Genomic DNA, 24,119 nt, shown 5'->3' with positions numbered 1-24,119 from the left:
GTGAGGGATGTATTTTGCTTTTGCAAGTTGTTTTTTTTGCTATTGGTTTGGCAGTTTTTGCTCCACTATTTTTTTTCAAAAGCTTTCTATTAAGGCTACCTATACTAATATATGCTTATCCTATTTGGATAATGGCAGGGCTTTACCTAGGGCTCCCTGCAACGAGGATAATTGGTAATGTAGGAATGAGCTACTACTCTGACTATATACGAATTGGTTTTTATTCTAGCTTAGGCTCATATATTGCCTTCATTATTATGATTTGGAATATTCGTAACAATGAATTTACCTTCTTTCGGGTGCCTTTTTCTTTTCTCTTAAGAACGATTTGCCTTTTTCTATTTATTTTATCATTATTTGTAGCTTATCCAGGTGCATTTGGGTTCACTGAAGGTCGCTTTGGATCTGCTGGTAGTTTGGTAATAGTCTTATTTGCTTTGACCACACTTTCACGTAATTTTAAATATAAAGTCGATGCTATAAACATCATTATGTTTATTATCATTTTATTTATGTTATCGAAAGGGGAAAGAGTCGATTTTATCCTGGCATTATTAGCCTTATTTATGATTAATAAGAAACAGACAGTGTTCTCTATCACACGTTTAGTTTTTGTCGTCACTATCTTTATGTTTGTTGGGGTTTATGGCGGACTATCGCGTGCAGGTGGAGATATTACTTTTGAAAAACTGTTACTCTCGGTTTCTTTTGCAATCACAAATTTTGGAACTGCGGTGGATGTTGTGCATGTATACTTATCTTCTGTTTGGTTCTTTTACAATAAACCTTTAGACCTTATGCCACTGGTTAACCTTATTCTTTCATATATCCCTATGTCTCCCATGGGCGGTGCCAGCTCTGAGTTCAATTTTTCTTTGGTAACAAAGAAGCATATCCACAATGTTGGAGGGGGACTTTTTTACTCGGTTGGTATGATGGTATCTGGTCCAATCGGAGTAATTATCTTAGGTTTTTTATATGGTTACCTATTTAAAAAACTCTTTTTGCTTAAATCTTATTTTTCAGTAGTATTTATTGCTTTTTTTGTACAACAATTTAGGATCCAATGGTATGGGGCTAATTACTTTGGCAACGTTCTTTTTGTTTTGTTTAGTATTGGTGTTTGCTTAGTTATATTTAAAAAATATAAAATAATAAAACCGCGAAAGTCATCGATTAAATTAAAGGGGGATTGATGGGAAGATTTATTTTTAAATATTTTAACTTTATATTACTGATATTAGCAAAGGTATTGTCTGTATTACCTAGCTCATTATTGAATACACTGTTTTCCATTGCATCATCAATGCCGACTTTAATCGGTGTGGGTATAAGGTATGTTTTATTAAAGTCAATATCCCCAAAAATAGGGGATAATGTTTATATTGCTCGTTGGGTAGTGATTAAAAGTCCAAGTAAACTTGAGATTGGCAATAATGTTAGTATTCATGAGTTTAGCTATATTGATGCCAAAGGAGGTATATCGATAGGAGATGACACCTCTTTAGCGCACAATTGTTCCCTGATTAGTTTTGAACACTCTTGGGGAGAAATTGATAAACCTATAAAGTATAATAAACTTCTACTTTCTCCAATTCATATTGCACAAGACGTTTGGGTGGGTTGTGGTGCCCGTATTTTGTCAGGAGTATCAATCCCATCTCGTAGTATTGTTGCAGCGGGTAGTGTTGTAACATCAAAAAGTGTAGAAAAGTCTCCAGGTATTATTTATGCAGGTGTACCTGCTAAGAAAATAAAAAAAATATGTTAAAAAATGTACTTTTTTGCCATGACCATCTACTTTCAGAATTTGAAGGTAAATATTACTCAGCGGGCAAGCTGGATTATTCTAAATTTAAATTTTATTTGGACATTTTTAAAAACCTAACTCTCGTTACTCGTGGGAAATCAGTCAGCAAGCTTGATCTAGGAGTATCCATTGTTAATGGACCTAATTTAGATGTTGAAACGTTGCCTAATTTGGCTAGTGTTACCGGTTTAATTCACCGAGGGAAAATAAGAGAACGGCTTGCACAGTCAATCTTATTACATGATGCTGTAATTGTTCGTTTGCCCAGTGAAATTGGTCTTATGGCGTTAGATATAGCACAAAAAACCAATAAGCCGGTGTTGGTTGAGGTCGTTGCTAATGCTTATGATTGCTTAAAATATCGAGGCGATTTATTAGCAAAAATATATGCACCATTTTTAGAGTGGCGTATGCGTAAGGCTTGCCTCAATGCAGACGTTATTACATATGTAACTAGTAAATATTTACAGAAAAAATATCCTTCAAATGGAATGCAAGCGGCAATTTCTGACGCTGGTATTAATGAAGTCTTACCTGCTCGGAAATTTCCTACGTCTGATACATTTACAATAGGTGTTATTGGTAACCCTGATGTAAAACTTAAGGGAATAAAAATTGCTTTAGATGCTGTATCCCAAGCAAGAAAAATATCGGGTTTAAATATTATTTTAAAAGTTTTGGGTGGAGAAGGAAAAAATTTCATACTGGACAATGGTAACTTACCGTCATGGTGCTCTTTTACTAATGTCTTAATCGGAGAAAGTAAAGTCAATGTTTGGTTAGATGATTTAGACATTTATGTTCAACCTAGCTTTACGGAAGGTCTTCCGCGTGCTTTGGTTGAGGCTATGAGCAGAGGGTTACCCTGTTTTGGGTCTGATGTTGGAGGAATTCCTGAATTATTATCGAAAAAATATGTATTTAAACCTGGTAATTCTGGCTCACTTTCAAGTTCTTTATTAATGACAATACAGGATGAGAATAACTATCAGGTCCAATCAATCAGTTGTCTACAGAAGGCAAAGGAATACGATAAGAAATTGATACTAATTAAGCGAATTTCTTTTTACAAACAATTTGCATTAAATCATGCTCCTTAATAGATCAATTTATAAGGTTTAATTTTTATGGCGACTATCGCTATCAGTGCTAACACCAGTTGGTATTTATATAACTTTAGAAAAAACACAATAACGGCTTTGTTACAACAGGGCTACCAAGTTATCGCAATAGCACCTGAAGATGAGTATTCAGCTAAATTATCTGCATTAGGTTGTAAGTTTATTGATATTAAAATCGATCAAGGTGGTACAAATCCTGTCCGTGATATCAAAACCTTTTTCGATTTTTATCATATTTATAAAACCACAAATATTGATGTTGTTTTAAACTTTACACCTAAAAATAATATTTACAGTACTTTAGCGGCTCATTTTAATAACACTAAAGCTATTAATAATATTGCTGGATTAGGTATTTTGTTTATCAATGAAAGTATTACTTCTAAAATAGCAAAGTTTTTGTATAAGATTAGCCAATCTAAAGCCTCTAAATTATTTTTTCAGAATGAAGAGGACCGCCAGCTTTTTTTAGAAAACAAGATAACCACAATGGTGCCAACTGATAGGTTACCTGGTTCAGGTGTTGATTTGTCACGTTTCACACTCACTCCTGCACCGGATGATAACAAAGTTAGATTCTTGCTTATTGCACGTATGTTATATGACAAAGGCATTCAACAATATGTTGATGCGGCGCGTAACTTAAAACAAAAATATGGCACGAATGTAGAATTATGTTTATTAGGCTTTTTAGATGTCAATAATCCTTCGGCCGTATCTACTGTTGATATGAATTCCTGGGTCGAGGAGGGGATCATTAACTACCTTGGTGTATCTGATAATGTAGAACAAGAAATAGCAAAAGTCGATTGTATGGTGTTGCCTTCTTATTATCGTGAGGGCGTGCCAAAATCGTTACTCGAAGCGGGATCCATGGGCAAGCCTATTGTAACAACTGACAGTGTTGGGTGCCGTGAAACTGTAGATGACGGAATTAATGGCTATCTTTGTGAACCCCGTTCAAGTGAAAGTTTGACTGAAAAATTATCGTTGATCATTGAGATGTCTCATGAACAACGACTTGAAATGGGCCTAAAGAGCCGAGAAAAGATTCAAAAAGAATTTGACGAAAAAATAGTGATCAATAAGTATTTAGCTGCTGTTGATGTATGTATTCAAAATAAAATGGAAATGTTATGAAAATAGCTATTGCAGGAACAGGTTACGTAGGATTATCAAATGCTATGTTATTAGCACAACACAATGAAGTGGTTGCGGTTGATATTATTGAAGAAAAAATTAAGCTGTTAAATGATAAAAGATCGCCAATTTCTGATGTTGAGATTGAAGATTTTTTATTAAATAAAGACTTAAACTTTACCGCGACTTTAGATAAAGAATTCGGATATAAAAATGCTGATTTTGTAATCATAGCAACACCAACAGATTATGACGTTGAAACTAATTATTTCAATACGTCATCAGTTGAAGCTGTTATTAAAGATGTTTTAGCCATTAACCCAAATGCGGTTATGGTTATAAAATCGACTGTACCGGTTGGTTATACACAAAGCGTAAGAGAAAAGTTTAATTGTCAAAATATAATATTCTCTCCTGAGTTTCTTCGCGAAGGTAAGGCGCTGTATGACAATTTACACCCGTCAAGAATCATTGTTGGTGAAAATAGTGAACGCGCAAAAGTTTTTGCTAATTTACTTGCTCAAGGTGCTATAAAAGAAAATATTGATATTCTGTTCACGGATTCAACAGAAGCTGAAGCTGTTAAACTGTTTTCAAATACTTACCTTGCTATGCGTGTTGCCTATTTTAATGAGTTAGACAGCTACGCAGAAGCACATGGCTTAGATTCTAAACAAGTCATTGAAGGTGTTAGTTTAGACCCACGCATTGGTAACCATTATAATAACCCTTCTTTTGGTTACGGTGGTTATTGTTTACCCAAAGATACCAAGCAACTACGTGCTAATTATAAAGATGTACCTAACTGTATTATCAGCGCTATTGTTGATTCTAACAGCACCCGAAAAGATTTTATTGCTGACTCTATTATCAAGCGTAACCCGAAGGTAGTAGGTGTATATCGCCTTATTATGAAGAGTGGTTCTGATAATTTTAGGTCGTCTTCTATTCAAGGTATTATGAAACGCATAAAAGCGAAAGGTATTGAAGTTGTTATTTTTGAACCTGAATTAACCGAAGCTGAATTCTTTCACTCAAAAGTTATTACTGATTTAAATGAGTTTGCTGCAATTTCTGATGTTATTGTTTCTAATCGAATGTGTATAGAATTAGACTTTGTTGCTGACAAAGTTTACACACGTGACCTTTTTGGTAATGATTAGTTTGCTTCGGATTAAGGGATAATTATGAAGTATTTAGTAACCGGTGCAGCCGGATTTATAGGTTTTCATCTAACGAAACGATTATGTGAACAAGGGCATGACGTTGTTGGTATTGATAATTTAAATGATTATTATGATGTAAACCTTAAACTCGCTCGTTTAGCGGAATTAGATAAGTTTACTGTTAAAAATACCACAAATGATAATGGTGTTTTTCGATTTATAAAGTTAGACCTCACCGAACGTGAAGGGATAGCGACATTATTTACCGATGAAAAGTTTGATCGTGTTGTTCACTTAGCGGCACAAGCGGGTGTTAGGTATTCAATCGAGAATCCTATGGCTTATGCTGACTCAAATTTAATTGGTCACTTAACCATTCTTGAGGGGTGTAGAAACAATAATATTAAACATTTGATCTATGCTTCTTCTAGTTCGGTTTATGGTTTGAATAATAAAACGCCATTTTCGACGAGCGACTCAGTTGACCACCCAGTATCGCTTTATGCTGCAACCAAAAAATCTAATGAGTTGATGGCGCATAGTTATTCACATCTTTATGACGTACCAACTACGGGGTTAAGATTTTTCACGGTTTACGGATCATGGGGACGACCTGATATGGCGCCCTATATATTCACTAAGAAAATTTTAGATGGCGATACGATTGATATTAACAATAATGGTGATATGTGGCGTGACTTTACCCATGTAGACGATATTGTTGAAGGTATTGTTCGCATCGCTGATGTTGTTCCTGTTCGTGATCCTACTTGGAAAGTGGAAAGTGGTTCTGCTGCTTCTAGTTCTGCACCTTATGCTATTTATAACATAGGCCATGGTTCACCTATTAATTTGATGGGTTTTGTTAAGGCCATTGAAGATGAACTGGGCATTGAAGCTACGAAAAACTTTCGTGAAATGCAAGCGGGTGATGTTTATCAAACCTATGCAGAAGTTGATGACTTATTTGACGCTGCAGGTTACAAATCACAAGTGTCTGTCGCCAAAGGTGTTGCTGAATTTATTAGCTGGTATAGAGAGTTCTACAAAAAATAAATAATATCAGGCTAAAATTTTTTCACGATAAAAATGACATCAATTGATGTCATTTTTTATTTGTTGGGGGGAAATGTTTATTTCACCGTGACAATTGCTAAAAGTCCCTTTAATATTAGTTATCGTAAAAATTTAGGGACGAAAATGACAAATAAAATAACAAAAGCGGTAATTCCAGTAGCGGGTCTTGGTACTCGTATGTTGCCAGCAACTAAAGCAATTCCCAAAGAAATGCTGCCAATTGTAGACAAGCCGATGATCCAATACATCGTTAATGAATGTGTTGCGGCGGGTATTAAAGAAATTGTGCTAGTTACCCATTCTTCAAAAAACGCCATTGAAAATCATTTTGATAAATCTTTTGAACTTGAAACGACTTTAGAAAATCGCGTAAAGCGTCAGTTGCTTGAAGAGATTCAAGCGATCTGCCCGAAAGACGTTACCATACTGCATGTTCGTCAAGGTGAAGCGAAAGGCTTGGGTCATGCTGTATTGAAGGCTCGTCCTATTATTGGTAACGAACCTTTTGTTGTGGTACTTCCTGATGTTATTTTAGATGATGCTACGGCCGATTTGAAAACCGAAAATTTAGCGGCGATGTTAACGCGTTATGATGAAGTGGGTGGTTACAGCCAAATTATGGTTGAACCTGTACCAATGGAGCAAGTAAGTAGTTATGGTGTGGTTGATTGTGGTGGTGTTGAGCTTGCCCCCGGCGAGTCAAAAACTATGACGGCTATTGTTGAAAAACCAGCGATGGAAGACGCGCCATCAAACTTAGCCGTTGTTGGTCGCTATGTCCTTTCTGAAAAAATTTGGGATTTATTAAAGCTAACACCTCCAGGTGCTGGCGATGAAATTCAATTAACTGACGCTATTGCGATGTTAATGGAAAAAGAAACGGTTGAAGCTTTCCATATGACAGGTAAGTCACATGACTGTGGTTCTAAACTGGGCTATATGAAAGCGAATGTTGAATACGGTTTACGCCACCCAGAATTAGCTGATGATTTCAGAGCATATTTAACCGACTTGATGAAGTAACAACTATTTTTTGTACTTTTGAACTTTGAACTTTGAACTTTTGTCGTCATGCTGAATTCATTTCAGTATCTGGTTTTTGTTGTTGTAAGTACAGATCCTGAAACAAGTTCAGGATAACGGAGTAGTGTTCAAGATGACGGTTATCCAACAGGATGGCGGTATTGGTATCAGAGAGTCGGTGATTGTTTAGTCCTCTTGTCGTCATGCTGAATTCATTTCAGTATCTGGTCTTTGTTGTTATAAGTACAGATCCTGAAACAAGTTCAGGATGACGGAGTAGTGTTCAAGATGATGGTTATCCCACAGGATGACGTTATTGGTATCAGGATAACGGTTATCTCACAGAATAACGGTATTAGTACCAGCATGACTAGCCTTCACCTATTTTAAATTTACTATAAGAAAAGTATAAATATGGATATATCTTCTTTATCAGCGCTTTCGAAAGCGGCTAAGTCTCGGGCAATTATTTCATTGTTCTCCACTGACCAAACCCGTGTTGATCAATACTCAACTAGCAATGCCGGTCTATACCTCGACTTCTCTAAACAAAACATTAACGCAACAGAACTTAATCAGCTTTTTGAATTAGCAGAAAAGTCTAGTTTAGCTGAAAAAATCAACGCGCAGTTCTGTGGTGAAGTTATCAATAACACTGAAAAACGTGCCGTGCTTCATACCGTTCTTCGTGCCCCTGACGAAACAAAACAAGCAATATTAGGTGCACAAGCTGACGAAGTTATTGCCACTGAGCAGCACATGGCCGACATCGTTAATGATATTAGTTCGGGAACGTTACTTTCAGCTTCTGGTGAAAAGTTTACTGATATTATCGCTATTGGTATTGGTGGCTCTTATTACGGTATTAAAGTGGCGCTTTCTGCATTAAGTACTTTTCATACCACCGGCTTGAATGCGCATGTTATTGCCAATGTTGACGGCGCTGCAGTTGAAGAGAAACTCGCTAAGCTGAATGTTGGTACCACCTTGGTTGTTGTTATCTCTAAAACCTTTACCACCCAAGAAACATTATTAAATGCGCTTGCGGTTAAAAACTGGATGCTTAAGCATTCTTGTGATGCTGATATTATTGAAAAACAGTGGTTTGCGGTTAGTACTAATATCGTTAAAGCGACTGAGTTTGGTGTTTTAGAAAAAAACATTCTTCCGATGTGGGATTGGGTAGGCGGACGATTTTCGCTTTGGTCTGCTGTTGGTTTACCGCTGGCTTTAGTGATTGGCAATGAAAATTTCAATAAGCTGAAGCAGGGCGCTTATCAAATGGACCAGCATTTTCAAAATGCTCCCTTTGAGCAGAATATGCCGGTGTTAATGGCACTGCTTGGTATTTGGAATCGTAATGCTTTGCAGTATTCAAGCCTTGCTATTTTACCGTACGACCATTCTTTGCGGGCTTTACCCGGTTATCTACAACAAACAGATATGGAAAGTAATGGTAAGTCAGTATCTAATACTGGCGAGAAGTTAGCGTGGCAAACCGCCCCCACTGTTTTTGGTCAAGAGGGGACAAATGGTCAGCATGCTTTTATGCAATTAATGCATCAAAGTGATGATATTATTCCTACCGACTTTATTGTCTGTTTAAAAGGCGCGAGCAATTTGCCTGAGCATCATCAAGTATTAGTGGCTAATTGTTTTGCGCAAAGTGAAGCGTTAATGCGCGGTAAAACCTTAAATGAAGTTGAAGGTGAACTTGACGCTGCTGGCTTAACACCTGACGAAATTTCTACACTTGCGCCACATAAAACCATGAAAGGTAATACGCCTAGTAACACGTTATTACTTGAAGAAATGACACCCGAAAATTTAGGGGCGTTGCTTGCACTTTATGAGCATAAAATTTTTGTGCAAGGTGTTATTTGGCAGTTAAATTCTTTTGACCAATGGGGTGTTGAATTAGGTAAACAATTAGGCAACAGTATTTTATCAGCAATCAATGGTGGCGAAATGTCAATGCTGTCAGCTTCAAGCCAAAACCTAATCAAACGTTTTAATAGTTCTACTAATAAATAGCATTCAAATATGAACAATAACTAGTCATAAAAGTGGCTAGTTATTGACTTTTTCACGGCAAATCTATAGTATTCCCGCGCTTTTACCTTGATATACCCTCAAATAAGTCAATTAACGCTTCTTGTTAAGTTTTCCTATTATTAGGACGTCGTCAGGTTACACCCCACTATCCATAAAATGAGAGTGCAATGTTCGAATTACATGCCAGTAAAGTTTCTAACCTGAAGAACGATGTTCTTTCAGGACTTACCGTCGCCTTAGCGCTAGTGCCCGAAGCTGTTGCTTTTGCATTTGTTGCTGGTGTTGACCCTCTTGTTGGTTTATATGCTGCTTTTATGGTGGGTTTAATTACCTCTGTTTTCGGTGGACGCCCTGGCATGATTTCTGGTGCAACCGGCGCTATGGCTGTTGTCATGGTGAGTCTAGTGGCTATTCATGGTGTTGAGTATTTATTCGCTACGGTGGTATTAACTGGCTTACTGCAAATTCTTGCTGGTATCTTTAAACTGGGTAAGTTTATCCGCTTAGTACCCCATCCGGTTATGCTTGGCTTTGTTAATGGTTTAGCTATCGTTATATTTTTAGCTCAGCTTGGTCAATTCAAATTTACTAATGACGCGGGTGAATTAGAATGGATGCAAGGAGCACCTCTTTATACCATGGCAGGCTTAATTGTTTTAACCATGGCAATTATTCATTTTTTCCCTAAGTTAACTAAAGCGGTACCTTCAACATTGGTTGCGATAGTTGCTGTGTCATTCTTAGTTTTCGGCCTTAACCTAGATACTAAGTTAGTGGGTGATGTTGCCTCTATAGCCGGCGGATTACCAACATTTAGCATACCTAGCGTACCATTTGATTTAGAAATGTTAAAAATCATCTTTCCATTCGCTATCGTATTAGCAGCGATTGGTTTAATTGAATCATTATTAACGTTAACCCTTATTGATGAGTTAACCGGTACTCGTGGCCGTGGTAACCAGGAATGTATTGCACAGGGTGCAGCAAATACTGTTACGGGTTTCTTTGGTGGCATGGGTGGTTGTGCAATGATTGGTCAATCAATGATCAACGTGAACTCAGGTGGTCGAGGTCGAGCATCAGGCATTACTGCAGCACTAGCATTACTTGGCTTTATTTTATTTGCCTCAGGTTTAATTGAACAAATCCCTCTAGCGGCCTTAGTCGGCGTTATGTTTATTGTTGTTATTGGTACCTTTGAATGGTCGAGTTTCCGCATTTTAGGCAAAGTGCCTAAGGCTGATGCCTTTGTGATAATTCTTGTCTCAGGTGTGACTGTTTATTCAGATCTTGCTATTGCTGTTGTTGTTGGTGTTATTGTCTCAGCGCTAGTGTTTGCTTGGGAACATGCAAAACACGTTACTGTGCATCGCTCTACTAACGAGCATGGCTCAACCGTTTATGATGTTAAGGGACCGTTATTTTTTGGTTCGGTTGCAAACTTTTTAGAGCAGTTTGATATGGATGAAGCAAGTAGCGACATTATCGTTGAATTTAAAAATTCACGCGTTGTTGACCATTCGGCTATCGAAGCGATTGATACCTTAGCTGACCGTTATTTGTCGCGCGGCAAAACCATGCACTTAAGACACTTAAGCAGTGAATGTACAAAGTTATTAACCAAAGCGGGTAGTCTAGTTGAAATAAACGTGATTGAAGACCCTGACTATCATATTGCTACTGATAAATTAGACTAATATGATACAAGCCTATACATTATGTATAGGCTTTTTAAGTTTGGCCGAAGGTTTTTATGCAATTAGAGTTTTTTGATGTTCCCAGCCCTTGTATGGGTGTGTGTCAGTCTGATGAAAAAGGCAATTGTCTTGGCTGCTACCGTACGCGTGAAGAACGCCAAACGTGGATAAACTTAACGTCTGATAACAAACAAAAAGTAGTTAAGCGCTGCTTGCAACGCAAAAAACGTAAAAATGCCAAACCGAAAGTTAAAGTTATTCCAACCCAGATAGAAACACAGCAACCTTCGTTACTTGATCCCCAATCAAAAGCAAAGCTAGATCCCTCAACAGATCTCGATTTTGGTGATTTTGAACTCTAAGACTATCATTCTGAACAGACTCTTGAGCCTAGAAAATACTCTGTCATCCTGAACGAATACGTCACTTTTTATGAATAATTCAGTCCTGAACGAATACCGTCACTTTTCACGAATAATTCAGCCATGAACGAATACCGTCATCCTGAACTTGTTTCAGGATCTGTCCTTGATCTACAAAGACCAGATACTGAAATAAATTCAGCATGACGGCATGAGAGTGAGAAAATGCGAACCATAAACAAACCACTCTCCGTCATCCTGAACTCGTTTCAGGATCTGTTCTTGTTCTACAAAGACGAGATACTGAAATAAATTCAGCATGACGGCATGAGAGTGAGAAAATGCGAACCATAAACAAACCACTCTCCGTCATCCTGAACTCGTTTCAGGATCTGTCCTTTTTCTACAAAAACCAGATACTGAAATAAATTCAGTATGACGGCATGGGAGTGAGTAGATACTGAAATAAATTCAGTATGACGACAAAAAGGCTACACGATTACCGACTCCCTGATACCAACACCGTCATCCTGAACTCGTTTCAGGATATGTACTTGCTCTACAAAGACCAGATACTGAAATAAATTCAGCATGACGGCATGGGAGTGAGACAATACGAATCGTGAACAAACCACTTTCCGTCATCCTGAACTCGTTTCAGGATCTGTACTTGTTCTACAAAGACCAGATACTGAAATAAATTCAGCATGACGACACGGGAGTGAGACAATGCGAATCGTGAACAAACCACTTTCCGTCATCCTGAACTTGTTTCAGGATCTGTGCTTGCTCTACAAAGACCAGATACTGAAATAAATTCAGCATGACGGCATGGGAGTGAGATAATACGAATCATCAACAAACCACTCTCCGTCATCCTGAACTCGTTTCAGGATCTGTACTTGCTCTACAAAGACGAGATACTGAAATAAATTCAGCATGACGGCATGGGAGTGAGAAATGCGAATCATCAACAAACCACTTTCCGTCATCCTGAACTCGTTTCAGGATCTGTACTTGTTCTACAAAGACCAGATACTGAAATAAATTCAGCATGACGGCACGGGAGTGAGAAAATGTGAATCATAAAAAACCACTTTCCGTCATCCTGAACTCGTTTCAGGATCTGTACTTGTTCTACAAAAACCAGATACTGAAATAAATTCAGTATGACGGCATGAGAGTGAGACAATACGAATAATAAACAAACCACTACCGTCATCCTGAACTCGTTTCAGGATCTGTCCTTGTTCTGCAAAGACCAGATACTGAAATAAATTCAGCATGACGACATGGGAGTGAAACAATACGATTCATCAACAAACCACTCTCCGTCATCCTGAACTTGTTTCAGGATCTGTGCTTGCTCTACAAAGACCAGATACTGAAATAAATTCAGCATGACGACACGGGAGTGAGATAATACGAATCATCAACAAACCACTCTCCGTCATCCTGAACTTGTTTCAGGATCTGTGCTTGCTCTACAAAGACCAGATACTGAAATAAATTCAGCATGACGGCATGGGAGTTAGATAATACGAATAATAAACAAACCACTCTCCGTCATCCTGAACTCGTTTCAGGACCTGTACTTGCTCTACAAAGAGCAGATACTGAAATAAATTCAGTATGACGGCAAAAAGGCTACACGATCACCGACTCCCTGATACCTACACCGTCATCCTGAACTTGTTTCAGGATCTGTACTTGATCTACAAAGACGAGCTATTGAAATAAATTCAGCATGACGGCATGGAAGTGAGTAGATGCTAGATACTGAAATAAATTCTGTATGACGGCATGGGAGTGAGCAAAAACCAGAAGGCAAATTTACTATGTGCTTTTAGTATCTGAAATACTCTTATTTATTTGCTTCATTCTCCATTCACCGTGAATGTATAACCATTGGACGTAATTGGCTCAGGTTCACTTGCCGTATTGTTCAAATCATTTTATTGTTGACTATTAAACCCCAAAATAATAATCCGCACAGGAAGCATTAAATGCATATCAAGCAAAGCATCGCGCCTACGTTGTTGGCGCTTAGCGTATCACTCGCGTTATCTGGCTGTTTAGAGTCTGAGCAGCAAGACCCAAAAGTGTCTATTAATAAAAACCCTTATCCGAGTACTTATCAACCTCTACCTAAGCAAACGACATTAATCAAAAATACCACGGTATTAATTGGTAATGGTGAGCGTTTTGATAATGCTGATGTGTTGATGACTGATGGAAAAATATCTCAAGTGGGCAAAAATTTGTCCGCTGCGGGTGCTGTCGAAATTGATGGAACAGATAAATGGGTTACGCCTGGTGTTATCGATGTGCATTCGCATTTAGGGGTTTATCCAAGCCCGTCGGCTGAGTCACATTCAGACGGTAATGAAATGAGTTCGCCCAATACCTCTGAAGTTTGGTCTGAACATAGTATTTGGCCACAAGATCCTGGTTTTAATGCTGCCCGTGCTGGCGGTGTTACTACAATGCAAATTTTACCTGGCTCTGCTAATTTATTTGGTGGTCGTGGTGTAACGCTTCGTAATGTATCAAGCCACACGATGCAAGGCATGAAGTTTCCAGAAGCGCCTTATGGTTTAAAAATGGCTTGTGGTGAAAACCCTAAGCGTGTTTACGGTAGCCGTAAAATATTACCCTCAACTCGTATGGGCAACATGGCAGGTTACCGCATGGCTTGGGCAGAAGCGACTGAGTATAAACATGCCTGGGAAAAATACGACCGTGACTATGAAGCGGGGAAAAATCCTTTAGCGCCAGCACGAGATTTAGAGCTTGATACCCTTCGTGGCGTGCTCGACGGTGAAATTTTAATTCACAATCATTGTTACAAAGCTGAAGAAATGGCGATGATGATTGATCTGGGTAAAGAGTTTAATTACCAGTCAGGGACTTTTCATCATGCGATTGAAGGTTACAAAATTGCTGACTTATTAGCTGAAAATGGAAACTGTGCAGCCATGTGGCCTGATTGGTGGGGTTTCAAAATGGAAGCTTACGACATGATCCACGAAAACGTTGCGGTTGTTAACGCGGTGAAAAACTCTTGTGCGATTGTTCACTCAGACTCAAACAGTACTATTCAGCGTTTAAATCAAGAAGCAGGTAAAGTCATGTACCGTGCTAACGAGAATGGTTTTGCCTTAAAACCAGCAGAAGCTATTCGTTGGATCACTTTAAATGCAGCTAAATCTTTAGGTATTGATGATAAAACCGGTAGTTTAGAAGCGGGTAAAAATGCGGATGTAGTGCTTTGGAACCAAAGTCCTTTCAGCGTTTATGCACAAGCTGAACAAGTATTTGTTGATGGTGCAAAAGTGTATGACCGTTTTGATGATAAATACCAAGCAACAAGTGACTTTATGTTAGGGCAAGCTGAAGTTCCTGCTTTACCTAAAAAGGGAGGGCAGTAATCATGAAAAATATTAAATTATTTAAAGCCTCGTTAGTTGCACTTGCTTTAGCGGCAATAAGCCATGCTAACGCAGAAAGTTTAGCAATAACCAATGCCACTATTCATACGGTTACTGAACAGGGTGTTTTAACAAATGCCACGGTTGTTATTGATGACGGAAAAATTATTGCGATTAACCCTGAAAAAATTGTTGCTGATGTAACCTTCGATGCGATGGGGAAAATACTGACACCGGGTTTAATTGGTTCTATGAATTCATTAGGTTTGGTTGAGGTAAATGCAGTATCAAGAACCCGTGATGCTAGTGATAAAAAAGCAGACATCACTTTTGATGCATCAATCGCTTTTAACCCACGCTCAACGGTTGTGCCTTATACACGCAAAGGTGGTATCACCAGTAACGTTTCAGTGCCTAGCGGTGGTGATAGTATGTTCAAAGGGCAAACCTTTGTAACAGACCTCTCAGGCGAGTTTGACAGTGTTTACATTAAAGAAAATGCCGTCATCATAGATCTTGGTGCTAAAAGCAGTGGTTCACGCGCTCTAAACTTACAAAAACTGCGTTACACGCTTGAAGACGCCCAAAAAGCCTTAACCAAAGCTGCTGAAGACGCTAAAACAGCGAAAAAAGACAAAAAGGCTGACGAGAAGCAAAAAGAACCAAAAGAACTAAAGCGTGATGAAAAAATTATCAACGCCTTATTAGCCGGTGATAAACCGCTTGTAGCTTATGCTGACCGCGCCACAGACTTACTCGAATTACTGAAATTAAAAGCTGAGTTTAATCTTGATTTAGTGATTGCTGGCGGTGCTGATGCGATATTAATTACCGAGCAATTAGCTGCAGCGAAAGTCCCTGTTATATTTGGCGCTTTAGATAACTTACCGAGTAGTTTTGATTCGCTACATTCTTCACTAGACAATACGGCGAAATTAACCCAAGCAGGTATCAATGTTGCTTTAGCCATAAGCGATGCACATAACTTGTATCAGCTGCGTTTTGAAGCGGGTAATGCAATTGCTAATGGTTTAACTAAAGACCAAGCACTTGCCGCTGTTACTGCCAATGTTGCCGATGCTTTTAACATTAATGCGGGTCGTATTGCCGTTGGTAAAAAAGCCGATTTAGTTTTATGGAGTGCTGACCCTTTCGAGCTTAGTACGAAAGTAGATAAAATGTGGATTAATGGCAAAGAGACCTCAACGCAGAGTCGCCAAGACAAACTGCGTAAACGCTATACCACTGAGAGTGATATGCCAAGAGGTTACACGAAGTAACCCTTATTGGCAGTTTGCTATTCGATAGCGAAAGGCATTAAACGATAATTCGTTTAATGCCTTTTTTTTGCGCTTTGTTGTTTAGCACCATTGCCGTCATGCTGAGTTTATTTATCTAGTCGTCATACTGAATTTATTTCTCTAGTCGTCATGCTGAATTTATTTCTCTAGTCGTCATACTGAATTTATTTCAGTATCTGGTCTTTGTGGTTATAAGTACAGATCCTGAAACGAGTTCAGGATGACGGAGAGTGGTTTGTTTATTATTCGCATTGTCTCACTCCCATGCCGTCATACTGAATTTATTTCAGTATCTGGTCTTTGTGGTTATAAGTACAGATCCTGAAACCAGTTCAGGATGACGGTGTTGGTATCAGGATGACGGTGTTGGTATCAGGGAGTAGGTAATCGTGTAGCCTTTTTGTCGTCATGCTGAATTTATTTCAGTATCTGGTCTTTGTTGTTGTAAGTACGGATCCTGAAACGAGTTCAGGATGACGGTGTTGGTATCAGGGAGTAGGTAATCGTGTAGCCTTTTTGTCGTCATGCTGAATTTATTTCTCTAGTCGTCATGCTGAATTTATTTCAGTATCTGGTCTTTGTAGATCAAGTACAGATCCTGAAACAAGTTCAGGATGACGGAGTTGGTATCAGGATGACGAAGTAGTATTCAAGATGACGGTTATTTGTATTATCGTTATAATGATTTATTTATTACTGTCTAAATACCGCTTGGGGTTGTATGTCATCAATTATTGCTGAAAATGAATTTGGTCAAATTAAGCAAGTTTCGCTTACCGATCAGATAAATGCACTAGAAATTATCCATAATACTTGTACAGCAAAAATAAGTTTATATGGTGGTCACGTTCTCGCTTGGCAACCGGCTAACCAAAAGCCGGTATTTTGGCTTAGTGATGACGTTATTTTTGAACAGGGAACGCCTATTAGAGGTGGGATCCCTTTATGTTGGCCATGGTTTGGTCCATATCAAGCACCTAGCGGTGAAAAAGCGGGTAATCATGGTTTTGCTCGTCAACGAAATTGGCAACTTGATGACGTGATCGTTGCTAAAGACAGGGTTACGGTAACTTTATCTTTGTCTGGAGAAAATGAGCACCCATTATGGCCTCATCAATACCAATTGAAGCAGCAGTTAATTTTTTCTGATCAATTTGAACAAAAATTATTTATTAGTAATTTATCATCCAAGGCGTTTGAATATTCAGCGGCATTACACAGTTACTTTGCCGTTAGTGCACCAGAAAATATTACGGTAGCACCGTTAGCTGAGTTTCCCTTTGATGACAAAGTTACGGGTAAAGAACAGCAGCTTGCTGCTTTAGAAAATTGTCTGGGTGAAGTTGATCGTATTTATTACACTAACCAACAATGCTTAATCGAAGATAAACAATGGCAAAGAACGCTTAATGTATCGTCCACAAATTGTCAGCAGTGGGTTTTATGGAATCCCGGCGTTGAGGTTGCTCAGAGAATGAAAGATCTTCATGTTGGCGCTGAAAAAGAATTTGTTTGTTTAGAGGCAGCTAATACTGACAGGCAAGTTGTCCAAGCGAATGAGACCGTGATGATCGGGCAGAAAGTCACGCTAACATAAACACATCAAAAACAGCACTCAATTTAAGCCACTAGACTTTGTCGCTATTATCCTTTATCTTTTGATGATTAATTAACAGGTAATACCAGTTGGTATTATCTTTTATAATTTTGGTGGCTGTGTGAATACAAGTCGTAGAGAATTCTTTAAAGTTAGTCTGCTTGGCAGTGCCATCTTGTTGGTTGGCAGTAGCTTGTCTGCTATAGCACTTGCCAACCCAGGTACAGAAAACCTACAAAAATTTGATTTTCTTCAGGCATCTGATGCTGATTTTTTATTAGCACTTGCCCCTGTTATGTTAAAGAGTAACTATCCTGGTGTATTAGCTGAAGACGCTGGAATGCGCTTATTAATGGCTGTTGACCAACAAATAATTACTTTAGGTGAACACTCCCAAAAGCAATTACGGCAGCTGTTTGATTTAATGTCATCGACGACATTTCGTTATCTTGTTGGTGCACCGACCAGTGATTGGAACGTAACCTCAGCGAAAGAAATTGAAAGCTTCCTACAAGGTTGGAAAAATAGCCTATTTTCATTAAAACGTACTGGCTACGCTTCTTTAGGTAAGCTGATTATTATGAGTTGGTATGCTCAGTCAGAAAATTATTTACAAGCGGGATACCCAGGCCCTCCTAAAATATATCCATCGCAGGAATAAAACGTGAAAATAGTCTCTGAAATTCGTGGTATTAGCGATCCGTACTCAGCAAATAAAGCGATCACCAAGCAAACGGTAAATGCTAATCAGCTAGATACCAATATTATTAGCGCCGATGTCATTATTATTGGCACTGGGGCTGGTGGTGGTACAAGTGCTGAAATATTGGCACAGGCAGGGCTAAAGGTGTTGATGATAGAAGAAGGGCCATTAAAGTCGACCCGTGACTTTAAAATGGATGAACGAACTGCCTATGCCGATTTGTATCAAGAAAATGCTGGGCGAGCCACAAAAGATGGTGGCATTGGTATCTTGCAAGGGCGCTGTGTTGGTGGAACTACGGTAATCAACTGGACCTCAAGCTTCAGAACACCGTCACCAACCCTAGATTATTGGCAAAAAACATTTCAGGTAAAAGGCTGTAGCAGCAGCGATATGGTCCCTTGGTTTGAACAAATGGAAAAGCGCCTAAATGTCACGCCATGGCAAGGTGGAGCGAATGAAAATAATGCGGTGCTAAAAGAAGGTTGTGAGCAACTCAATATTCCATGGAAAGTTATTCCGCGCAATGTCAAAGGCTGCTGGAACTTAGGTTACTGCGGTATGGGCTGTCCGACCAACGCAAAACAATCGATGCTAGTTACCACTATCCCAGATGCGCTTGAACATGGTGCCACATTACTTTATCAAGCTCGTGTCGAACGGTTAATTATTGAGAATAAAAAAATAACAGCCGTAGAATGTTTTGCGCTCGATGATAATAAGAAAAAGACAGCGAAAAAAATCATCGCCAAAGCACCTTATATTATTTTAGCAGCTGGCGCGATTAACGGCCCAGCACTGATGTTACGCTCTAAAGCGCCAGATCCGAATAATCGTATTGGTAAAAGAACCTTCTTGCATCCAACTGTTTTCTCCTTTGCTCAATTTGATAAAGAAATATCGCCTTTTTATGGTGCGCCACAAACTATTTATAGTGATCATTATCAATGGCAAAATGGTGCTACCGGGCCGTTAAGTTATAAGTTAGAGGTACCGCCATTACATCCGGCTATGTCTTCAATTATGTTAATGGGCCACGGCACTAAACATGTTGAGGATATGGCAAAGCTGAATAATACCCATGCAATGTTAGCCTTGTTACGTGATGGCTTTGACGCTGATAGTGAAGGCGCTGAAATAACGCTTTCTGATGACGGTAGCCCGATTGTTGATTATCCGATGAATGATTATTTATTTGATGGGGTTAAACGCGCTTATTTATCTATGGCTGAAGTGCAGTTTGCTGCTGGTGCTAAAAGAGTTCGCCCCGCACATCAACACGGACAATGGTTTGAAAGCTTTGAGTCTTTTAAAGCCGGTTTTAATGAACTTGAGCATAAAGTCAGCAACAACTTAATTGGTAGCGCTCACGTTATGGGAGGCTTAGCGATGGGTGAAAACAAAGCACTATGCTTAGTCGATAGTGATTGTAAGTACCATTATTTAGATAATTTATGGGTATTTGATGGTTCTGTTTTTCCCACATCTATTGGTACTAACCCGCAACTTTCTATTTATAGTTTAGTTTGTAAACAAGCGACCAAACTTGCTAAAAAATTGAATGAATTATAAAGGTTTTATTTTTGGCGTTAGACAAGAAAACAACTAAACTTACGATGAAAAATAGACCGAATTATAATTATTAGCACAATTTTCATCATGCTGAATTTATTTCTCTTGTCGTCATGCTGAATTAATTTCAGTATCTGCGTTTTTGGTTCTAAGTACAGATCCTGAAACAAGTTCAGGATGACGGAGATTATTCAGGATAACGGTTTTGTGTTTAGGATGATGGTGTTGTGTTTAGGATAACGGTGTTCGCTTAACACTCTTGTCGTCATGCTGAATTTATTTCAGTATCTGCTTTTTTGGTTCTAAGTTCAGATCCTGAAACAAGTTCAGGATGACGGAGATGTGTTCTGGATGACGGAGTAACATTCAGGATTTTTGACTGTGGTATCTTATGTTTGCTTTGTTCAAAATAGCTATCTCATACACATGCTAAAGCAGTTGATTATTTGTTAATTAAACCCCCTTTATATATTTATGCACATATTTAGAATAAATCAAAGCTATGTGTATATTGTATATTATACTGACTTTTATCTCGCTAGCTCAGCAATATAAGAATACTATATTGTATACAATATGGTAAATATACAGTTTTTTCTTAATAAAACGCTAAAAATACTGAATATTTACTCTAATCTAGATTGACACGAAATTATTTTTATGAAACTGCAATAATTAGTTTGCTTTTTAGGCATTGGAGTGATTATTCTAATAAAACTTTTTGTTTGAATGAGACTTTTCATGGAACACCTAAACCAATTATTTGTAGAAGCGGGCACGTTAATGTTTGCTGGCATGGTCTTCGTTTTTATCTTTTTGGGATTAATGATTGTTTTTATTAATGTCGTTTTAAAACGCCTCGCTATCAAATTTCCAGATGCCGTTGTCCAAACAAGATCTACCCGCTCAAATCAAAAAACAAAACAAAATGTTGATGGTGTTTCACCTAAAGTGGTGGCAGCAATTACTTCTGCTGTATCGCAATACCGCAAACAACATAATCAAAGCTCAAGCACCCATAAAACTAAATAGGAATAAACTCATGACAAAGCCATTAGGTATCACTGAAGTTGTTTTAAGAGATGGTCATCAATCATTGCTCGCCACTCGTTTACGCCTTGAGGATATGTTACCCATTGCGCCAAAACTTGATGAAATTGGTTTTTGGTCAATTGAGTCTTGGGGTGGTGCTACGTTTGACTCTTGTATTCGCTATTTAGGTGAAGATCCTTGGGAACGTTTACGCGCATTAAAAAAAGCGATGCCAAAAACTAAACAACAAATGTTATTTCGCGGTCAGAATATTTTAGGCTACCGTCATTATGCTGATGATGTGGTCGAGAAGTTTGTTGAGCGTGCTCATGTTAACGGTATTGACGTGTTTCGCATTTTCGATGCAATGAATGATGTACGTAATTTACAAACAGCGATTAAATCAGCAGTAAAAGTCGGCGCTCATGCGCAAGGCACATTAAGCTATACCGAGAGTCCAGTGCATACTCTTGAAGGTTGGCTGACGATGGCTAAGCAAATTGAAGATATGGGCGCGCATTCTTTATGTATCAAAGACATGTCTGGTCTATTAAAACCTTACGACGCTGAAGAATTGATTGGTCGTCTAAAAGAAACGGTCTCTTTACCTATTGCTTTACATTGTCATGCGACCACAGGTTTAAGTATTGCTACTCACATGAAGGCTATTGATGCCGATGTAGATGTTATCGATACATCTATTTCTTCAATGAGTATGACTTATGGTCATTCACCGACAGAAACGATTGTTTCGATAGTTGAAGGTACCAAACGAGATACCGGTTTAGACATGGTTAAGCTTGCTGAAGTTGCCACTTACTTTCGTGAAGTTCGTAAAAAGTATGCCAAATTTGAAGGTAGCTTAAAAGGTATCGATGCGCGTATTTTACTTGCTCAAGTTCCTGGTGGCATGTTAACAAATATGGAAATGCAGTTAAGAGAACAAGGCGCTGCAGACAAGCTTGATGAAGTGTTAATTGAAATTCCAAAAGTAAGAAAAGATTTAGGTTATATCCCATTAGTGACACCAACCTCGCAAATTGTTGGTACGCAAGCGGTATTAAATGTATTGACGGGTGAGCGTTATAAGTCAATCACTAAAGAAACAGCCGGTGTTTTAAAGGGTGAATATGGCGCAACTGCCGATAAAGTTAATGCCGAATTGCAAGCGCGTGTTTTAGATGGCGCTGAAGCGATAACTTGTCGTCCCGCTGATTTAATTAAACCTGAACTTGATAATCTTACTGCAGAATTAGAAGAACTTGCTAAAGAGAAACAGATTGATTTAGCCGATGAAGTGATTGATGACGTTTTAACGTATGCATTGTTCCCGCAAATAGGACTGAAATTTCTAGAAAATAGAAATAACCCAGATGCATTCGAACCTGTACCTACGATTGAAGATGCGGTAGCAGCCTCTGCACCCGCTAAAAGTTCAACTGCGCCAGAAAGTTATGCCGTTAGTGTTGATGGTCAGGTGTTTGACGTCGTTGTAGGCCCTGGAGGCGATATTAGCCAAATTACTCAGCCTAGTAGCAGTCAGTCATCAAAACCGTCTTCATCAACTTCTGAAGCGTTAAATGCACCACTTGCTGGCAATATATTTAAAGTGTTAGTTAATGAAGGTGATGAAGTTGCAGCCGGTGAAGTTGTTATCATTATGGAAGCAATGAAAATGGAAACTGAAATTCGTGCAGTTAACTCAGGTACCGTCACTTCAGTGGATATTAAAGAAGGCGATTCTGTAACTGTTGGTCAAGCTTTATTGAGTTTAGGATAGATAATAATGGATTCGTTAAATAAACTTTGGTTGTCTACTGGCTTAGCTAACTTCGAGTCAGGTCAGGTGATCATGATGATAGTTGGCTGTTTGCTACTTTATCTTGCAATAGCACGTAACTTTGAACCGTTATTGTTATTACCTATGGGCTTTGGTGCGATATTAACCAATATACCATTAGCTGGATTTTCAGAAGTTGGTGGTTTATTACATTTCATCTACTATGCGGGTATTGATACGGGGATATTCCCGTTGATTATCTTTATGGGGGTGGGTGCAATGACCGACTTTGGCGCATTAATCGCTAACCCTAAAACCTTATTGCTTGGTGCTGCTGCCCAATTCGGTATCTTTGCCACCTTATTTGGTGCTATTGCTTTAAACGCAATACCGGGTATTGAATTTACGCTTAAAGATGCATCAGCTATTGCTATTATTGGTGGTGCAGATGGTCCGACAGCGATATTTTTAGCATCAAAACTAGCGCCAGAATTATTAGGTGCCATTGCCGTTGCTGCTTATTCTTATATGGCTTTAGTGCCAATTATTCAGCCACCTATTATGCGCGCTTTAACCACTGATGCTGAACGTAAAATTGAAATGGAGCAATTACGCCCAGTAACAAAAATTGAAAAAATAGTATTCCCGTTAGGTGTTCTCATGATGACTATTTTCTTTTTACCATCAGCAACACCTTTAGTTGGCATGTTCTGTTTGGGTAATTTGATGCGTGAATGTGGCGTGGTTGAACGATTAAGCTCAACAGCGCAGAACGAGTTAATTAATATCACCACCATATTCTTAGGTTTAGGGGTTGGCTCTAAATTAAGTGCCGAAGCCTTTTTGAATATAGAAACCTTAGGTATTTTAGGTTTAGGTGCCGTGGCATTCTCAATTGGTACTGCTTCTGGGGTATTAATGGCTAAGTTAATGAATAAACTTTCATCAACACCTATTAATCCTCTCATTGGCGCAGCCGGTGTTTCAGCAGTACCTATGGCGGCACGTGTTGCTAATAAAGTGGGTCTGGAAGCTAATCCACACAACTTCTTATTAATGCATGCGATGGGGCCTAACGTTGCCGGTGTGCTTGGTTCAGCGGTTGCGGCAGGTATCTTACTGGCATTAGTGGGATAGGAATTGCGGTACGCTTAACGCGTTAACTAACAAAAACGGGAAGCTTTGCTTCCCGTTTTTTTCATTTTAGCTGCGCTAATGCCCAGGTACGACAACAAATGACATCTTTGCTAGC

The 24,119-nt window shown here is 38.7% G+C and carries 19 protein-coding genes; 18 read left to right on the top strand and 1 reads right to left on the bottom strand.

Annotated elements, in window-relative coordinates; genetic code table 11:
• The first annotated feature begins 14 nt into the window (after positions 1 to 14).
• The 10 genes from H4J76_RS16070 (at position 15) to H4J76_RS16025 (ending at position 11,451) form a co-directional block, all read left to right on the top strand.
• Entirely contained in the window at positions 15 to 1,196 is a 1,182-nt protein-coding gene (locus H4J76_RS16070; protein ID WP_182230935.1) for a hypothetical protein, read from the top strand.
• Complete coding sequence (locus tag H4J76_RS16065) at positions 1,196 to 1,771, top strand: acyltransferase (RefSeq protein ID WP_220466044.1); 576 nt, start codon at positions 1,196 to 1,198, stop codon at positions 1,769 to 1,771. Before H4J76_RS16070 ends, H4J76_RS16065 begins: the two co-directional genes overlap by 1 nt.
• Positions 1,765 to 2,910 (top strand): glycosyltransferase, encoded by a 1,146-nt coding sequence (locus H4J76_RS16060; protein ID WP_182230934.1) that lies wholly within the window; start codon positions 1,765 to 1,767, stop codon positions 2,908 to 2,910. Before H4J76_RS16065 ends, H4J76_RS16060 begins: the two co-directional genes overlap by 7 nt.
• Positions 2,911 to 2,937: 27 nt before the next feature.
• On the top strand, positions 2,938 to 4,071 hold the full coding sequence (locus tag H4J76_RS16055) for a glycosyltransferase family 4 protein (protein WP_182230933.1): 1,134 nt from the start codon (positions 2,938 to 2,940) through the stop codon (positions 4,069 to 4,071).
• Positions 4,068 to 5,234 (top strand): nucleotide sugar dehydrogenase, encoded by a 1,167-nt coding sequence (locus H4J76_RS16050; protein ID WP_182230932.1) that lies wholly within the window; start codon positions 4,068 to 4,070, stop codon positions 5,232 to 5,234. Before H4J76_RS16055 ends, H4J76_RS16050 begins: the two co-directional genes overlap by 4 nt.
• A gap of 24 nt (positions 5,235 to 5,258) precedes the next feature.
• A complete protein-coding gene (locus H4J76_RS16045) occupies positions 5,259 to 6,293 on the top strand; it encodes an NAD-dependent epimerase (RefSeq protein WP_182221001.1) in 1,035 nt (344 codons plus the stop codon).
• Between the two features lie 144 nt (positions 6,294 to 6,437).
• Positions 6,438 to 7,337: a UTP--glucose-1-phosphate uridylyltransferase GalU gene (gene galU, locus H4J76_RS16040; protein ID WP_182221000.1), complete on the top strand. Its 900-nt coding sequence runs from the start codon at positions 6,438 to 6,440 to the stop codon at positions 7,335 to 7,337.
• A 414-nt stretch (positions 7,338 to 7,751) separates the two neighbouring features.
• A complete protein-coding gene (pgi, locus tag H4J76_RS16035) occupies positions 7,752 to 9,371 on the top strand; it encodes a glucose-6-phosphate isomerase (protein WP_182230931.1) in 1,620 nt (539 codons plus the stop codon).
• Positions 9,372 to 9,559: 188 nt separating this feature from the next.
• Positions 9,560 to 11,089: a SulP family inorganic anion transporter gene (locus H4J76_RS16030; protein ID WP_182230930.1), complete on the top strand. Its 1,530-nt coding sequence runs from the start codon at positions 9,560 to 9,562 to the stop codon at positions 11,087 to 11,089.
• 56 nt (positions 11,090 to 11,145) lie between these two features.
• On the top strand, positions 11,146 to 11,451 hold the full coding sequence (locus tag H4J76_RS16025; protein ID WP_182230929.1) for a DUF1289 domain-containing protein: 306 nt from the start codon (positions 11,146 to 11,148) through the stop codon (positions 11,449 to 11,451).
• Between the two features lie 1,103 nt (positions 11,452 to 12,554).
• On the opposite strand, the gene H4J76_RS16020 is transcribed toward H4J76_RS16025, so the two are convergent.
• Complete coding sequence (locus tag H4J76_RS16020) at positions 12,555 to 12,758, bottom strand: hypothetical protein (protein WP_182230928.1); 204 nt, start codon at positions 12,756 to 12,758, stop codon at positions 12,555 to 12,557.
• Between the two features lie 699 nt (positions 12,759 to 13,457).
• Here H4J76_RS16020 and H4J76_RS16015 point away from each other — a divergent pair.
• From H4J76_RS16015 to H4J76_RS15980, 8 genes are all read left to right on the top strand, one after another.
• The gene (locus H4J76_RS16015) at positions 13,458 to 14,882 is read left to right on the top strand and encodes an amidohydrolase (RefSeq protein ID WP_182217337.1); all 1,425 of its coding nucleotides are present in this window, start codon (positions 13,458 to 13,460) and stop codon (positions 14,880 to 14,882) included.
• A gap of 11 nt (positions 14,883 to 14,893) precedes the next feature.
• Positions 14,894 to 16,162 (top strand): amidohydrolase family protein, encoded by a 1,269-nt coding sequence (locus H4J76_RS16010; protein WP_182230967.1) that lies wholly within the window; start codon positions 14,894 to 14,896, stop codon positions 16,160 to 16,162.
• Positions 16,163 to 16,904: 742 nt separating this feature from the next.
• The gene (locus H4J76_RS16005; RefSeq protein WP_182230927.1) at positions 16,905 to 17,780 is read left to right on the top strand and encodes a D-hexose-6-phosphate mutarotase; all 876 of its coding nucleotides are present in this window, start codon (positions 16,905 to 16,907) and stop codon (positions 17,778 to 17,780) included.
• A 121-nt stretch (positions 17,781 to 17,901) separates the two neighbouring features.
• The gene (locus H4J76_RS16000) at positions 17,902 to 18,441 is read left to right on the top strand and encodes a hypothetical protein (protein ID WP_182230926.1); all 540 of its coding nucleotides are present in this window, start codon (positions 17,902 to 17,904) and stop codon (positions 18,439 to 18,441) included.
• Positions 18,442 to 18,444: 3 nt separating this feature from the next.
• Entirely contained in the window at positions 18,445 to 20,055 is a 1,611-nt protein-coding gene (locus H4J76_RS15995; RefSeq protein ID WP_182222857.1) for a GMC family oxidoreductase, read from the top strand.
• 741 nt (positions 20,056 to 20,796) lie between these two features.
• Complete coding sequence (locus tag H4J76_RS15990; protein WP_182176059.1) at positions 20,797 to 21,087, top strand: OadG family protein; 291 nt, start codon at positions 20,797 to 20,799, stop codon at positions 21,085 to 21,087.
• A gap of 10 nt (positions 21,088 to 21,097) precedes the next feature.
• Positions 21,098 to 22,867 (top strand): sodium-extruding oxaloacetate decarboxylase subunit alpha, encoded by a 1,770-nt coding sequence (gene oadA, locus H4J76_RS15985; protein WP_182217346.1) that lies wholly within the window; start codon positions 21,098 to 21,100, stop codon positions 22,865 to 22,867.
• A 6-nt stretch (positions 22,868 to 22,873) separates the two neighbouring features.
• A complete protein-coding gene (locus H4J76_RS15980; protein WP_182217347.1) occupies positions 22,874 to 24,004 on the top strand; it encodes a sodium ion-translocating decarboxylase subunit beta in 1,131 nt (376 codons plus the stop codon).
• Positions 24,005 to 24,119: the final 115 nt, after the last annotated feature.

It is taken from the genome of Colwellia sp. BRX9-1 (assembly GCF_014077195.1).
Lineage (GTDB): Bacteria > Pseudomonadota > Gammaproteobacteria > Enterobacterales > Alteromonadaceae > Colwellia_A.
This window is presented reverse-complemented; position numbering and strand designations above follow the sequence as displayed.

Bases quoted from the DNA above. Each gene is read 5' to 3' on its own strand.
- H4J76_RS16055 (WP_182230933.1), top strand. From the start codon at position 2,938: ATGGCGACTATCGCTATCAGTGCTAACACCAGTTGGTATTTATATAAC.
- H4J76_RS16015 (WP_182217337.1), top strand. From the start codon at position 13,458: ATGCATATCAAGCAAAGCATCGCGCCTACGTTGTTGGCGCTTAGCGTA.
- H4J76_RS16030 (WP_182230930.1), top strand. From the start codon at position 9,560: ATGTTCGAATTACATGCCAGTAAAGTTTCTAACCTGAAGAACGATGTT.
- galU (WP_182221000.1), top strand. From the start codon at position 6,438: ATGACAAATAAAATAACAAAAGCGGTAATTCCAGTAGCGGGTCTTGGT.
- H4J76_RS15980 (WP_182217347.1), top strand. From the start codon at position 22,874: ATGGATTCGTTAAATAAACTTTGGTTGTCTACTGGCTTAGCTAACTTC.
- H4J76_RS16060 (WP_182230934.1), top strand. From the start codon at position 1,765: ATGTTAAAAAATGTACTTTTTTGCCATGACCATCTACTTTCAGAATTT.
- H4J76_RS16045 (WP_182221001.1), top strand. From the start codon at position 5,259: ATGAAGTATTTAGTAACCGGTGCAGCCGGATTTATAGGTTTTCATCTA.
- H4J76_RS16005 (WP_182230927.1), top strand. From the start codon at position 16,905: ATGTCATCAATTATTGCTGAAAATGAATTTGGTCAAATTAAGCAAGTT.
- oadA (WP_182217346.1), top strand. From the start codon at position 21,098: ATGACAAAGCCATTAGGTATCACTGAAGTTGTTTTAAGAGATGGTCAT.
- H4J76_RS16025 (WP_182230929.1), top strand. From the start codon at position 11,146: ATGCAATTAGAGTTTTTTGATGTTCCCAGCCCTTGTATGGGTGTGTGT.
- H4J76_RS16065 (WP_220466044.1), top strand. From the start codon at position 1,196: ATGGGAAGATTTATTTTTAAATATTTTAACTTTATATTACTGATATTA.
- H4J76_RS16050 (WP_182230932.1), top strand. From the start codon at position 4,068: ATGAAAATAGCTATTGCAGGAACAGGTTACGTAGGATTATCAAATGCT.
- H4J76_RS15990 (WP_182176059.1), top strand. From the start codon at position 20,797: ATGGAACACCTAAACCAATTATTTGTAGAAGCGGGCACGTTAATGTTT.
- pgi (WP_182230931.1), top strand. From the start codon at position 7,752: ATGGATATATCTTCTTTATCAGCGCTTTCGAAAGCGGCTAAGTCTCGG.